The 14,779-nt window shown below is 41.6% G+C and carries 12 protein-coding genes; 11 read left to right on the top strand and 1 reads right to left on the bottom strand.

All coding sequences use genetic code 11. The features are described from left to right. Positions 1–55: 55 nt before the first annotated feature. The 8 genes from ftsB (at position 56) to rpoS (ending at position 6,177) form a co-directional block, all read left to right on the top strand. Positions 56–358 (top strand): cell division protein FtsB, encoded by a 303-nt coding sequence (gene ftsB, locus Q4591_RS06250; RefSeq protein WP_303460000.1) that lies wholly within the window; start codon positions 56–58, stop codon positions 356–358. A gap of 6 nt (positions 359–364) precedes the next feature. Continuing rightward, positions 365–1,081 carry a 2-C-methyl-D-erythritol 4-phosphate cytidylyltransferase gene (gene ispD / locus Q4591_RS06245; RefSeq protein WP_303459998.1) on the top strand — a complete coding sequence of 239 codons (717 nt, stop codon included), beginning with the start codon at positions 365–367 and terminating at the stop codon, positions 1,079–1,081. Positions 1,082–1,095: 14 nt separating this feature from the next. After that, positions 1,096–1,575 carry a 2-C-methyl-D-erythritol 2,4-cyclodiphosphate synthase gene (ispF, locus tag Q4591_RS06240; protein WP_102477224.1) on the top strand — a complete coding sequence of 160 codons (480 nt, stop codon included), beginning with the start codon at positions 1,096–1,098 and terminating at the stop codon, positions 1,573–1,575. A 94-nt stretch (positions 1,576–1,669) separates the two neighbouring features. Then, positions 1,670–2,788 carry a tRNA pseudouridine(13) synthase TruD gene (gene truD, locus Q4591_RS06235; protein WP_303459995.1) on the top strand — a complete coding sequence of 373 codons (1,119 nt, stop codon included), beginning with the start codon at positions 1,670–1,672 and terminating at the stop codon, positions 2,786–2,788. Positions 2,789–2,791: 3 nt separating this feature from the next. Continuing rightward, entirely contained in the window at positions 2,792–3,541 is a 750-nt protein-coding gene (gene surE / locus Q4591_RS06230; protein ID WP_102438080.1) for a 5'/3'-nucleotidase SurE, read from the top strand. Then, the gene (locus tag Q4591_RS06225) at positions 3,538–4,173 is read left to right on the top strand and encodes a protein-L-isoaspartate(D-aspartate) O-methyltransferase (protein WP_102438082.1); all 636 of its coding nucleotides are present in this window, start codon (positions 3,538–3,540) and stop codon (positions 4,171–4,173) included. Before surE ends, Q4591_RS06225 begins: the two co-directional genes overlap by 4 nt. A 41-nt stretch (positions 4,174–4,214) precedes the next feature. Then, on the top strand, positions 4,215–5,120 hold the full coding sequence (locus Q4591_RS06220) for a peptidoglycan DD-metalloendopeptidase family protein (protein ID WP_102438084.1): 906 nt from the start codon (positions 4,215–4,217) through the stop codon (positions 5,118–5,120). 76 nt (positions 5,121–5,196) lie between these two features. Further along, a complete protein-coding gene (gene rpoS, locus Q4591_RS06215) occupies positions 5,197–6,177 on the top strand; it encodes an RNA polymerase sigma factor RpoS (protein WP_102477190.1) in 981 nt (326 codons plus the stop codon). Positions 6,178–6,754: 577 nt separating this feature from the next. Here the strand turns inward: rpoS and mutS are convergent. Continuing rightward, the gene (gene mutS, locus Q4591_RS06210) at positions 6,755–9,334 is read right to left on the bottom strand and encodes a DNA mismatch repair protein MutS (protein WP_102438088.1); all 2,580 of its coding nucleotides are present in this window, start codon (positions 9,332–9,334) and stop codon (positions 6,755–6,757) included. 422 nt (positions 9,335–9,756) lie between these two features. Between mutS and recA the strand changes: the two genes are divergently transcribed. From recA to csrA, 3 genes are all read left to right on the top strand, one after another. Continuing rightward, positions 9,757–10,821, top strand: a complete 1,065-nt coding sequence (gene recA / locus Q4591_RS06205) for a recombinase RecA (protein ID WP_076542998.1) — start codon at positions 9,757–9,759, stop codon at positions 10,819–10,821. Positions 10,822–11,232: 411 nt separating this feature from the next. Next, on the top strand, positions 11,233–13,857 hold the full coding sequence (alaS, locus tag Q4591_RS06200) for an alanine--tRNA ligase (protein WP_102438090.1): 2,625 nt from the start codon (positions 11,233–11,235) through the stop codon (positions 13,855–13,857). Between the two features lie 415 nt (positions 13,858–14,272). Beyond that, a complete protein-coding gene (csrA, locus tag Q4591_RS06195) occupies positions 14,273–14,476 on the top strand; it encodes a carbon storage regulator CsrA (RefSeq protein WP_076542996.1) in 204 nt (67 codons plus the stop codon). Positions 14,477–14,779 lie beyond the last annotated feature (303 nt).

Raw genomic sequence — 14,779 nt, 5'->3', positions numbered from 1 at the left:
GCCTTTTTTGTTGTACTATAGTGGGATTAATCATTAATTTCGCCACATTATACCTATGAAAAGCCTATTACTATTACTTTTGATCTTAGTCGGTTTATTACAGTATCGATTATGGCTGGGCGAAAATAATTTATCCCAATATATGAATCTGAAAAAACAGATTGCCAGCCAACAAGCCAGTAACGATAAACTCATCGCTAGAAATCAAATTTTAAAAGCGGAAATCATCGATTTAAAACGCGGCACAGAAGCGATTGAAGAACGTGCTCGAAATGAGTTAGGCATGGTAAAAAAAGGTGAAACTTTTTATCGCGTCGTTGGCAACAACCCTCGAAACAATGCTACTTTTGGTCAATAACATCCTATGAACGTTGAGAATCAATCTGTTATCGCGATTGTCCCTGCTGCCGGTATTGGTGCAAGGATGGGGGCGACTATTCCTAAACAATATTTAGCTCTAGGTGAGCAAAGCATCTTAGCCCACACCTTAGATAGCTTGATTACTCATAAAAGAATCAAGCAAGTTATCGTAGCGCTGCACCCTGAAGACACCTTTTTTGCGACTTTATCTCAAGCAAACCACCCTAAAGTGAGCACGGTTATAGGCGGTCAAGAACGTGCAGATTCTGTATTGCGTGCTTTAGTGTCGATTGACAAAGAAACCATGGAGTCTAATTGGGCATTAGTCCATGATGCCGCGAGACCTTGCTTAACCCACTGCGATATCGATAAATTACTTAATGCTAGAGTTGACTGCCCACAAGGCGCGATTCTAGCCATGCCGGTGCGAGACACCATGAAGCGCTGTGCTAACTCAACTAATCTAATTAGTGAAACAGTATCACGTGACCATCTTTGGCATGCATTAACGCCGCAACTGTTTCCCTGCAAAAGCTTGCAGCAACATTTAAGTGATGCACTTAAACAAGGCGTGCAAATTACCGATGAAGCTAGCGCCATGGAGTGGGCTGGTGTTACCCCTGGTTTAGTCACTGGCCGCGCAGACAATATTAAAGTTACTCACCCTGATGACTTGCAGTTAGCAGCGCTGTTTTTATCTCACATAAATTCTCAAAAATAACGGTTATTATTATGTTGAATATACGCATTGGTCATGGTTTTGATGTACATAAATTTGGTAGCGATAAACCGCTGATCCTTGGTGGTGTTACTGTGCCATACGAAACAGGTTTAATTGCTCACTCTGATGGTGATGTAGTGTTGCATGCAGTAAGTGACGCCATACTTGGTGCCATGGCTTTAGGTGATATAGGTAAACATTTCCCTGATACCGATGCCGAGTTTGAAGGTGCTGATAGCAGAGTATTATTGCGCCATTGTGTTTCATTGGCACAAGCTAAACAATTTAATATAGGTAACCTTGATGTCACTGTTATTGCGCAAGCGCCAAAAATGTTGCCACACATTGAAGCCATTAGACAATGTCTGGCTGAAGACCTATGTACCCATATCGATAATATTAATGTGAAAGCCACCACCACCGAAAAACTGGGCTTTACAGGCCGCAAAGAAGGCATCGCAGTTGAGTCGGTCGTCCTTATGGTGCGAGATTAACACTGATAAACGACGATATTACGTCTATTAACGTCACGTAAGCTAATTGCACTCAATAGCTGCAATTACATCATTAGCTCATTTGAGAAGAAACATGACTCCGTTATTTTATTTATTTGGTAAGCCTGATTGCACTGCAGATCTACGCACAGTAAACAGTGACTTTATCGTTAAAGAAATGCTGCCTTTTAGCCCAACTGGCGAAGGCGAGCATCATATGATCCATGTTCGTAAAGATGGCTTAAATACCACGCAAGTGGCAGAAATTTTAGCTAAGTTTGCCAAAGTGCATCAAAAAGAAGTGACATACGCAGGCCAAAAAGACCGAAACGCTGTGACAGAGCAATGGTTTGGGGTGCGTATTCCAGGGAAAGAAACCCCTGATTGGCAATCGCTGTCTGATGAGCACTTAACCATCTTATCAAGCCAACGCCATAGTAAAAAACTGCGTATTGGCGCACTGCTGGGTAATCGGTTTGAACTGATTTTACGAAATGTGTCCGATAAAGCAGTGCTTGAGCAACGGATTTTAAAAGTGGCTGAAATAGGCGTACCTAACTATTTTGGAGAGCAGCGTTTTGGCCATAAAGGTAAAAACTTAGTTTTCGGCCAGCAAATGCTCGCGGGTAAAAAAGTTAAAGATAGAAAAAAACGCAGCATGTATTTATCTGCAGTGCGCTCTAATGTGTTTAACACTGCTGTGTCGTACCGTTTAAGTAAAAATGGTATTGCGCCTATTAATGGTGATTGTGTCATGTTAGCGGGCAGTAAAAGTTTTTTTGTCGCGCAGACATGGGATGAGGCCACAATGAAGCGTTTAGCTGACAATGACATTCAATTGTCTGCGCCATTGTGGGGCAGAGGCGAACTCGCCACTCAAGGGCTTGCATCAGTAGTTGAACAAGCTGCATTAGCTGAGTTAAGCACCGATTTAACCGGGCTTGAGCAAGCGGGTTTAGAGCAAGAACGTCGACCATTATTATTAAAGCCTCAAGCGCTAAAATACCGGTTTGAAAATGATGATGTGTTAGTCATCGAGTTTATTTTACCAGCAGGTAGCTATGCGACCTCAGTATTGCGTGAGCTACTGGATTATCAAGATGTTCAAGAAGTGCAGCGACAACAAATGGTGGCAATGCAGCAGCAAGAGCAAGCGCAGCAATTTGCAAATAGCGTTACAAATGACGCAACTAAAAGCACTCTAGAAGGTTAAGTGATGATTAACATATTGGTCAGCAATGATGACGGCGTTACAGCTCCAGGGATCAAAGCCCTAGCGGCAGAGTTAACCAAAATTGCTAATGTGTTAGTCGTGGCGCCTGATAGGAATTGTTCAGCAGCCAGTAATTCTTTGACCTTGACTAATCCATTAAGAATTAATAACTTAGAAAATGGCGCTATTGCTGTCAATGGCACACCGTCAGATTGTGTCCATTTAGCCATTAGAGAATTATGTCCAGTAGAGCCTGATATTGTGGTGTCAGGCATTAATGCTGGGGCGAATATGGGTGATGATACCCTGTACTCAGGTACGGTAGCCGCAGCAATGGAAGGACGCTTTTTAGGCCTACCTGCGATAGCGGTATCATTAGTGGGCAAAGAATTACGTCATTACGATAGTGCAGCAATCTATGCCGCTAAAATAGTGCAAGGTTTACTTGAGCATCCTATTAATAACGATCAAATATTAAATGTAAATGTGCCCGATTTACCGCTAGAACAAATCAAAGGCATGAGAATTACTCGCTTAGGCTCAAGACATAAAGCTGAAGGCATGATCAAAACTCAAGATCCTGCAGGAAGAGATATATATTGGCTTGGGCCTCCGGGCAAAGAACAAGATGCTAGCGCTGATACAGACTTTGGTACAGTTGAACAAGGTTATGTTTCAATTACTCCGCTAACGGTCGACTTAACTGCGTATGATCAGCTTGCTGACTTAGAAAACTGGATTAATAAACTATGAGCCAGGTAGCTTCAACTGTTGCCCTTAATTTAGCCAAAAAACTGCATGAAGCAGGGATCCGTAATCACACTGTGTTGCAGGCGGTATCAAATACCCCAAGGGAGTTATTTCTCGATGGGGCATTAGCCCATAAAGCTTACGAGAATACCGCTTTACCTATTGGGCAAGGCCAAACTATCTCTCAGCCTTATATTGTCGCTAGAATGACGGAGTTATTACTACAACATAACCCTGCTAGAGTGCTTGAAATTGGTACTGGTTCAGGTTACCAGGCAGCGATTTTAGCGCAACTGGTACCTCAGCTTTGCACAATTGAGCGGATCAAGGCGCTACAAATTCAAGCGAGACAACGTTTAAAGCGCTTAGATTTACATAATGTGTCTTTTAAATATGGTGACGGTTGGAAAGGTTGGACCAATAAAGGCCCATTTGATGCCATTATGGTAACAGCAGCTGCAGCATCGGTACCTGAAGCATTATTGGCGCAACTGGCTGAAGACGGCGTGCTAGTGATCCCTGTTGGCGAAGACTCGCAGCAGTTATTAAAAATCACTCGTAAACAAAATGAGTTTCAATCACAAATTATCGAAGCGGTTAAGTTTGTACCGTTAATCAATGGCGACTTAGCTTAACAGTGATGCAAGGGCGATATTTCAAAAGTATGATGGAGACAATGTTGAAGTGTCGTAATTGGCCTTGGGTTACAATTTTACTGCTGTTTATTTCAGGGTGTAGCTTTCAAGCTCACAACCCTGCACCCGTTACGAGTATTTCGAGTAATGCTGGTCAAAAATTTAATAAAGGCTCTATTACCTCTGGCAGTTACAAGGTAAAACGCGGTGATACTCTTTACTCAATTTCATGGGGCGCTGGGCAAGATTTTAATAAAATCGCTCAATATAATGGCTTAAAAGCACCTTATACCATCTATCCAGGACAAACATTAAAACTCACCAAGCCACAGCGCACTAAGCCTGCAGCCAAGCCTGCACCAAAACCGGTCGCTGTAGCGAACACCAAGTCAAAGCCTGCTAATAAAACGGTTGCAAAACAAACTTCAGCACAAAAAAAGCCAGCGACAACGACAAATCAAAATAGTACAAAAAAAGAGCTTGATCACAAAGCTAAGCCTGCGTATTCTGTAAAAACTACCCAAGACAAAACGGTTCAAATAGCGAAAAAATCTGTTTCAACCTTGCCAGATAAAGTAAGTCAGTGGAACTGGCCGACAAAAGGTAAGATTGTAGGTTATTTCTCTAGTACTCAGCAGGGCAATCAAGGCATAAAAATCGCTGGTTCCAGAGGCGATATTATCAAGGCTGCAGCTGATGGAAGAGTTGTTTATGCAGGTAATGCACTTCGGGGCTATGGCAATTTGGTCATTATTAAACACAATGATGATTATTTAAGTGCTTATGCTCATGCAGATGCAATATTGGTCAAAGAAAAGCAATATGTAAATGCTGGACAGACAGTTGCGAAAATGGGTAGTACAGGGACTAATCAGGTGATGTTGCATTTTGAAATTCGTCTCCATGGTAAGTCAGTAAACCCATTAAATTATTTACCTAAACGTTAACTGTTTAGTTCACATTAAAACGGAGGATACGCGCACGAAAATAACTTAATTTTTATCCGGTTTGGGAGAGCACCATATGAGCCAGAAACAAAATACTGCGGTAGCAGAAGAGCTTATGGATTTAGCTAAACAACCACAAGAGATTGCGCTGAAGGAGGCAAAAAATGCCAAGCCAGCACAGCAATCCGACATTGACCAACAAGTTCAAGATGATCTTCAGAAGAATCTTGACGCCACTCAACTATATTTAGGTGAGATCGGTTTTTCCCCTTTGCTTAGTGCAGAAGAAGAAGTCTTCTTTTCACGTAAAGCACTCAAAGGCTGCGAGAAGTCTCGTAACCGCATGATAGAAAGTAATCTAAGATTGGTCGTAAAAATTGCCAGAAGGTATAACAACCGAGGATTAGCATTACTGGATCTTATCGAAGAAGGTAATCTAGGGCTTATTCGAGCAGTCGAAAAGTTTGATCCGGAAAGAGGGTTTCGTTTTTCAACCTACGCGACTTGGTGGATTAGACAAACCATCGAAAGAGCGATCATGAATCAAACTCGGACCATTCGTTTGCCTATTCATGTGGTTAAAGAGCTTAATGTATACTTGCGAACGGCAAGACAGCTTGCGCAAAAACTTGATCATGAGCCGACGGCAGAAGAAATCGCAGACAAATTAGATGTCTCTACTAGCGATGTCAGTCGAATGCTAAAACTAAACGAAAAAATCACCTCTGTAGATACCCCACTAGGCGGGGATAACGATAAAGCATTGTTAGATGTTATTGCAGATGATGATTCAGTTGGACCAGATTATAAAGTACAGGATGAAGACTTATCTAATTCAATTGTCGGTTGGTTAAATGAGCTAAATACTAAGCAAAGAGAAGTATTAGCACGACGTTTTGGTTTATTAGGTTATGAACCATCGACGTTAGAAAACGTAGGGGCTGAAATTGGCTTAACACGGGAACGTGTGCGTCAAATTCAAGTCGAAGCGTTAAAGCGTTTGAAAGATGTATTAGGGGCACAAGGCCTATCAGTCGAAGCGTTATTTAGAAATTAACGCCAACCTTTTAAGCGATTAATTTACGCTTAGGGTTATTTACCTTTGAGGACACGAGTTGTCCTTTTTTGTTGGCTTTTTTTTACTCACTTTTATAGAGCCTGAGCATTATGATAGTTAATGAAGCTAGGTTCTAAGTATTAGTTATGAGTACTTAATCATTATAATTGTAATGAATGAGCCGTTTTAAATAGCCCATTCAGATTTTACACTGAGCACAATTGCGCTCATCATTTACAAGTTTGATAGCCTTTTTAGTCCATAAAGCATATCAATTGCTTGTTTAGAGCAGTAATCATCAGGATTGACTTTAGGTTCTAAGTGTTAGTTAAGGGGACTAATTATTGTAATGAATGGGCCGTGATAAACAGCCCATTCAGATTTTACACTGAGCACAATTGCGCTCATCATTTACAAGTTTGATAGCCTTTTTAGTTCATAAAGCATATCAATTGCTTGTTTAGAGCAGTAATCATCAGGATTGACTTTAGGTTCTAAGTGTTAGTTAAATTGTAGTGAATGGGCTGTGATAAACAGCCCATTCAGATGTTACACTGAGCACAATTGCGCTCATCACTTACAAGTTTGATAGCCTTTTTAGTTCATAAAGCATATCAAGTGCTTGTTTAGGGCTGTAATCATCAGGATTGATTTGACTGAGTTTTTCAGTCGCAGCATTCGCTTCAGCTTCAGGGATAGATAAATTTAATGCTTCTTGAATTGGCATTTGCTGGCTATTGGCCAAATCTCTACTTTCTAGCATATGCAGTTTTTGTTTAGCCGCTTTGATCACATGGGCTGGAACACCCGCTAAAGAGGCCACCTGTAAACCATAGCTCTTACTTGCCGCGCCATCTTGCACTGCATGCATAAAGGCAATAGTGTCACCATGTTCGATAGCATCTAAGTGCACATTCGCTGCTGATGGGATCTGTTCCGGCAATTGAGTCAGTTCAAAGTAATGGGTGGCAAATAGCGTTAATGCCGCCACTTTTTCGGCTAAGTATTCTGCCGCTGACCAGGCTAAAGATAAACCATCATAGGTTGAGGTGCCGCGGCCAATTTCATCCATTAACACTAAACTTTTGGCCGTTGCGTTATGTAAAATATTGGCGGTTTCAGTCATTTCTACCATGAAGGTTGAGCGCCCTGATGCTAAATCATCGGAAGCACCAATACGGGTAAATATTCTATCTATTGGACCTATCACTGCTTTTTGTGCCGGAACAAAGCTGCCGATATGTGCCATTAAGGTGATTAATGCCACTTGGCGCATGTAAGTCGATTTACCGCCCATATTAGGGCCAGTAACCACTAGCATTCTTCTTGAAGGTGCTAATTGCACCGGGTTGGCAATGAATGGACTTTGGCTGACTAGCTCTACTACCGGATGGCGACCAGCTTCAATATGAATACCAATCTCGTGAGTGATTTGCGGGCAATTATAGCCAAGGGTTTCAGCTCGTTCGGCGAAATTACTTAATACATCCAACTCTGCTGCGGACTGAGCAAATAGCTGTAACTCATGTAGTTTCGGTAGTAATAAATCAAACAGTTCTTCCCATAGTTTTTTCTCAATGGCCAACGCCTTGCCCTGACTTGAAAGTACTTTTTCTTCGTACTCTTTAAGTTCTGGGGTGATATAACGTTCAGTATTTTTTAAGGTTTGACGGCGTTGATAGCTTAACGGCACTTGATCAGATTGTAGGCGGCTGACTTCAATATAATAACCGTGCACACGGTTATAGCCGACTTTAAGGGAATTAATGCCTGTTTGCTCTTTTTCTCGCAGCTCCATTTGCACTAAATAGTCATTAGCGCCTTCACTTAAACCGCGCCACTCATCAAGCTCGGCGTTATAGCCAGTTTTAATGACTCCACCATCACGAATAAGCATGGGTGGATTATCAACAATCGCTGAGGCTAAAAGCTGTTGCTGCTCAGGGAATTCTCCTAGTTTTCGCGCCAGAGTCTTCAGTTCATCTTGCTGACAATGGCTTAAGGTTTGCTGGATTTCAGGCAGCAATTCTAATGCTTGGCGTAAACGGGCAAAATCACGTGGTCGTGCACTTCTTATGGCAAGCCTTGCCATAATGCGCTCGATATCACCTAAAGCTTTCAGTTGTTGGTGTAAGTCGGCATACAAACCGCTATCAATTAGCTCGGCAACCGCTTGTTGGCGCTGATGAATATGCTGCTGGTTTCTTAATGGTTGGTGGATCCAGCGTTGCAGCATTCGACTGCCCATAGGTGTTGCCGTCTTATCTAGCACCCAAGCAAGTGTATTGTCACGCTGGCCCGACAGGTTCAAAGTTAATTCAAGGTTGCGTCTGGTCGCAGCATCTAAAATGATAGTATCAGCTTGATTAAAAAGGGTAATGCTATTGATGTGCGGCAAAGCTGTCTTTTGGGTGTCTTTGACATATTGCATTAAGCAGCCAGCAGCTTGCAGTGATAAGCGAGCATCTGTAATGCCAAAGCCATGTAAATCTTTCGTGCCAAATTGCTCCAGCAATAGCTGTATGCTGGTATCGTAATCAAATTCCCATTCTGGGCGGCGACGAATACCTTTAATGTTTTCAATTAAATGCACATCGACTAAGTCTTCGCTGTAAAGTAGCTCTGCAGGGCTGGTGCGTTGTAATTCAGCTTCTAATGTCTCAGCGTTTTCTAATTCGACTACCACGAAACGCCCTGATGACACATCTAAAGTTGAGTAGCCGAAACCATTTTTACCTTGATAAACCGCAGCTAACAGATTGTCTTGACGCTCTTGCAGTAAGGCTTCATCAGTTAAGGTGCCAGGCGTTACTATACGGACAACTTTGCGCTCAACCGGACCTTTACTTGTAGCAGGATCGCCAATTTGTTCACAAATAGCTGCTGATTGACCAATTTGGACTAATTTAGCCAAATAGCCTTCAACAGAGTGGTAGGGAATACCTGCCATAGGGATGGCATTACCACCACTTTTGCCTCTAGCGGTCAACGAAATTCCTAAAAATTCAGAAGCAAGTTTGGCATCTTCATAAAATAATTCATAAAAATCTCCCATACGATAAAACAACAACATATCGGGATGCTGCGCTTTAAGCGTCAAATATTGGCGCATCATCGGAGTGTGCTTTTCTAAATTTGGATTTTCAATTGCTGTCATTAATTTGTTGCTCTAAATATGGCTTGGGGATCGGAAAAAAGACCAATACTAATCGGCGCTCATCTTAGCAATAATTGATTTGAATCCCAATAGAGTTACTCATTTAGCGCGGTTCTGAACTGCTATTATCGAGTTGAAAGAGTATAACTATTGGCTTATTTGTCAGATGGTTAACATATTGAAACCACTGTATACAGTAGTCTTTATATACAGTGGTGTAGAAGTTTTAATTATATTTTTACTTATAAGGTATTGATATTGATATTGAAAAACCTTGTTTATTAGTGGTTTTGCAATTTTTTTTTGAGTAACTATTGATACTGTATGATTATACAGTATACTGAGCTCATATTAAGAAACAGACAAATTTATTCGTTATCAATCTCGCCAATGAGATGAGTTCGCTTAGAGGGATAATCACAATGAAAGCAGATCCAAATAAAGAGAAAGCACTGAATGCCGTGTTAGGTCAAATTGAGAAGCAATTTGGTAAAGGTTCAATCATGAAGTTGGGCGCAGACCGCACAATGGATGTTGAAACCATTTCTACTGGCTCACTTTCATTGGATGTTGCCTTGGGTGCTGGTGGTTTACCTATGGGGCGAATCGTAGAAATCTACGGTCCTGAGTCATCAGGTAAAACAACCTTAACCTTAGAAGTGATTGCAGCAGCACAGCGTCAAGGTAAAACCTGCGCGTTTATCGATGCTGAGCATGCTCTTGATCCTATCTATGCTAAAAACCTTGGTGTTGATATTGATAACCTACTTTGTTCGCAACCAGATACGGGTGAACAAGCACTAGAGATTTGTGATGCCTTAACTCGCTCAGGCGCCGTTGATGTGATCATTGTCGATTCAGTGGCGGCATTAACACCAAAAGCTGAAATTGAAGGTGAAATTGGTGACTCACACATGGGCCTTGCTGCTCGTATGATGAGCCAAGCAATGCGTAAACTTGCTGGTAACCTTAAGCAATCAAACACGCTATTGATTTTCATTAACCAAATTCGTATGAAAATTGGTGTGATGTTCGGTAACCCAGAAACTACAACAGGTGGTAATGCACTTAAGTTTTACGCCTCAGTGCGTTTGGATATTCGCCGTACAGGTGCAATCAAAGATGGCGATCAGGTGGTTGGTAACGAAACCCGAGTTAAAGTGGTTAAAAACAAAATTGCAGCGCCATTTAGGCAAGCTGAATTCCAAATCTTGTACGGTAAGGGTATTAACCGTACTGGTGAGCTAGTTGATTTAGGTGTGGCGCATAAGCTTGTTGAAAAAGCTGGTGCTTGGTATAGCTACAAAGGCGGCAAGATTGGTCAAGGCCGTGCAAATGCCGGTAAGTACCTAATTGAAAACCCTGCTGCGGCTGAAGAGATCGAAACTGCATTACGTGAATTATTGCTTAGTAAAGATAAAGAAAAAGATGCCGCCCCTGCTAAACCCGATGAAAACATCGATTTAGAAACCGGTGAAGTGTTTTAAGCCTTTGCTAGGTATTAGTAGTTAGAATTATTAAATCGCGGTGAGCTATATGCTCGCCGCTTTTTTTTATCCAATTTTGCTCAGTATGTAACTCATATCTGTCAGAGGCTATATTTTGCTGTTACGCTAATGAAGCTTAACAGCGCCTATCAATTAGCATTATAGCCACTCTTGTTAGCCGTTTTGTTAGCTGTTTTAGTTGCGGTAATTTTTTGATTACCCATAAATATGGCTATATTGCACAATCAATCAAATATTCGATGATCAAAATCGTTAAATTCCAGCCTAAAATAGCCAATCTATTGCCCTAGAATGTCGCACCTATAGTTTGTTTAAGTATATAATGTTGGCAATTTAGCGCTGACTAACAGCTTCCTGATAAATACGATTTATCCATTTTAGGGCGATTTCATGTTTCAAACTACCGCAGAACTAAGAAGTGCTTTCCTAGAGTTTTTTCGTCACAACGAACATCAAGTTGTCGATAGTAGCTCTTTAGTACCTCACAATGACCCAACTTTACTATTCACCAATGCCGGTATGAATCAGTTTAAAGACTGTTTTTTAGGTCAAGAAAAGCGTAGCTATACCCGAGCGACAACATCGCAACGCTGTGTACGTGCTGGTGGTAAACATAACGACCTTGATAATGTAGGTTACACCGCTCGTCACCATACCTTCTTTGAAATGTTAGGTAACTTCAGTTTTGGTGATTACTTCAAAGAAGAAGCCATTAGCTATGCATGGCGCTTTTTAACTGAAACATTAAAGCTTCCAACCGAGCGTTTATGCGTCACCATCTATGAAACTGATGATGAAGCGTTTGATATCTGGACTAACAAAATTGGTGTCGCCCCTGAAAATATTATCCGCATTGGTGATAATAAAGGTGCACCTTATGCGTCTGATAACTTCTGGCAAATGGGTGACACAGGTCCTTGTGGCCCATGTTCTGAAATATTTTATGATCATGGCGAGCATATCTGGGGCGGTCGCCCTGGTACTCCAGAAGAAGATGGCGATCGTTTCATTGAAATCTGGAATATCGTATTCATGCAATACAACCGTCAAGCTGACGGCGAAATGAAGCCATTACCAAAACCTTCTGTTGATACTGGTATGGGTATTGAGCGTATTGCTGCGATTATGCAAGGCGTACATTCAAACTATGAAATCGATATTTTCAAACAGCTTATTGCTAAAACGGCTGAAATCATTGGTGTCCAAGATTTAGAAAATAAATCTTTACGGGTTATTGCCGATCATATTCGCTCTTGTGCATTTTTAATTGCTGACGGTGTAATGCCGTCAAATGAAGGCCGCGGCTATGTACTACGCCGTATTATTCGCCGCGCAGTGCGTCATGGTAACAAGCTTGGCGCGACAGATACCTTCTTCTACAAATTAGTGCCAACATTAATTGAAGTGATGGGCGATGCAGCTAAAGGCCTTGTTGATGCTAAAGCAATTGTTGAAAAGTCTTTAAAAGCCGAAGAAGAGCAGTTTGCTAGAACGCTAGAGCGTGGCCTAGGTATTTTAGATGCAGCCCTTAATGCACTTGAAGCTAATATTTTAGATGGTGAAACAGCATTTAAACTTTATGACACCTATGGCTTCCCTGTCGACTTAACCGCGGATGTATGTCGTGAGCGTGATATCACCGTTGATGAAGCAGGATTTGAAGCGGCAATGGCTGAGCAGCGCAGCCGAGCACAAGCGGCTGGCAATTTTGGCACTGATTACAATGCAGGCCTTAAAATTGAAGGTGAAACCGAGTTTTGCGGTTATAGCGAGCTAAATGGTCAAGGTAAAATTACAGCTATATATGTAGAAGGTAATGCAGTTGATTCATTAACGGCAGATCAAGAAGCGGTCATTGTATTAGATAATACGCCGTTTTACGCTGAGTCTGGCGGTCAAGTTGGCGACAAAGGCCATTTAACAGTTAATGATGCTAATTTTGCTGTGACCGATACTCAAATTTTTGGTCAAGCTTTCGGTCATCAAGGCAAGTTAGTTGCTGGTGTTTTAAATGTTGGTGATAGCGTTAGCGCTGAAGTCGATAAAAAACTTCGTCATCGTACTCAGCTTAACCATTCAGTGACCCATTTATTACATGCAGCACTACGTAATGTACTGGGTAGCCATGTAAATCAAAAAGGGTCATTAGTTAACCCTGAGCGTTTACGTTTTGACTTTGCTCACTTTGAAGCGGTCACCGCAGCAGAACTTAAGCAAGTTGAAGACATGGTTAATACTCAAATTCGTCGTAACCATGAATTAAAAACTGCGGTTATGGGGATTGATGAAGCCAAAGAGCAGGGCGCAATGGCGTTGTTTGGCGAAAAGTATGACAGCGAAGTGCGTGTGGTTACCATGGGTGACTTCTCTATCGAGCTTTGTGGTGGTACTCATGTTGGCCGTACTGGTGATATTGGTTTATTCAAAATCACTTCAGAAGGTGGTATTGCAGCAGGTATTCGCCGTATTGAAGCGGTAACGGGTGCCGCAGCAATGGCTTATGTTGCTGAGCAGCAATCTCAACTTGAACAAGCGGCAAGTTTGCTTAAGTCAGATTCAGCCTCTGTTGTAGCGAAATTAAAAGCACAGCTTGATAAAGTAAAATCCCTTGAGAAAGAAATGTCGCAGCTAAAAGATAAGTTAGCTGCAGCAGCCAGTGCCGATATTGCTGGTGAAGCTGTTGAGATGAACGGCATCAAGGTATTAGTTAAAAAGCTTGAAGGTGTGGACCCTAAATCTTTACGAGGCTTGCAAGATGAGCTGAAGCAAAAGTTACCGTCATCAATTATCGTGCTCGGTATTGCTGGCGATGCAAAGGTTAACTTGATTGCTGGTGTGAGCAAAGATCTTGTCGGTAAGGTTAAAGCTGGTGAACTTGTGGCTATGGTAGCACAGCAGGTTGGCGGTAAAGGTGGTGGGCGCCCTGATATGGCCCAAGCTGGCGGAACACAACCAGAGAACTTAGATGCAGCATTAGCCTTAGTTCAACCATGGCTCAGCGAACGTTTAGGCTAACTGACAACTTAAGCCATAAGGTGTTTACGGCATTTTATGGCTTGAGTATTAGGTTGAGCTTTGAGATAGTGGTTCGGCAAGCTTATAAAGCATTCTTAGGTATCATTTTTTACGCTTTTTTGACTCAAGCTACTATAATTCTAAATTGAAGCAACTTTTATGCTTTTTTTGTACGCATAAGCAGCAATTTATTAAATTACCTGTTTTGCTTTTGTTTAAAGAATAGCCTTTAAATGTTATCAACTTGAAATAATCAGGCCGCAGGAATACGTTTTTTCTTTTTTTTGGGGTAAAAAGCTTAAAAGTTTTATTGATTTAGTGTCGTCACTAATGATTTGTATTAAGCTAACATTATTAAACGCGCATATTACGGATAGAAGCTGGTGTATGCTGATTGGACTAAAGGAGCAATCGAATGCTGATTTTGACTCGCCGTGTTGGCGAAACATTAATGATAGGTGATGAAGTGACTGTTACTGTACTAGGTGTAAAAGGTAACCAAGTACGTATCGGTGTGAATGCACCTAAAGAAGTATCAGTTCATCGCGAAGAAATTTATCAACGTATCCAGTCTGAAAAATCTGGCAACGTTACACCAGAAGATGGTGGCAATTTCTGATATATCAGACATTGTTTGCGATTTACCAATAAAGCCAGCGAAAGCTGGCTTTATTGTTTTTAGACTATTTAAGATTGTTTGCTAAAAAAAATACAAATTTTTTTAAATGAATTGATGATAATTGTGGCTTAACTCATCAATGTGCTCAAAAACAGTTCAAATGAATATAAGATGCTGAAAAAGGTTTGACTTATTTTCGGCAAACAGTAATATGTGCGCCAAGAAACGGAGAGGTGGCCGAGTGGCCGAAGGCGCTCCCCTGCTAAGGGAGTATGGGCTTTAACTCCCATCGAGGGTTCGAAT

The organism is Shewanella sp. 3_MG-2023 (genome assembly GCF_030548765.1).
Classification (GTDB): domain Bacteria; phylum Pseudomonadota; class Gammaproteobacteria; order Enterobacterales; family Shewanellaceae; genus Shewanella.
Note: the sequence above shows the minus strand (reverse complement) of the source record. Positions and strands in the feature narration are given on the sequence as shown.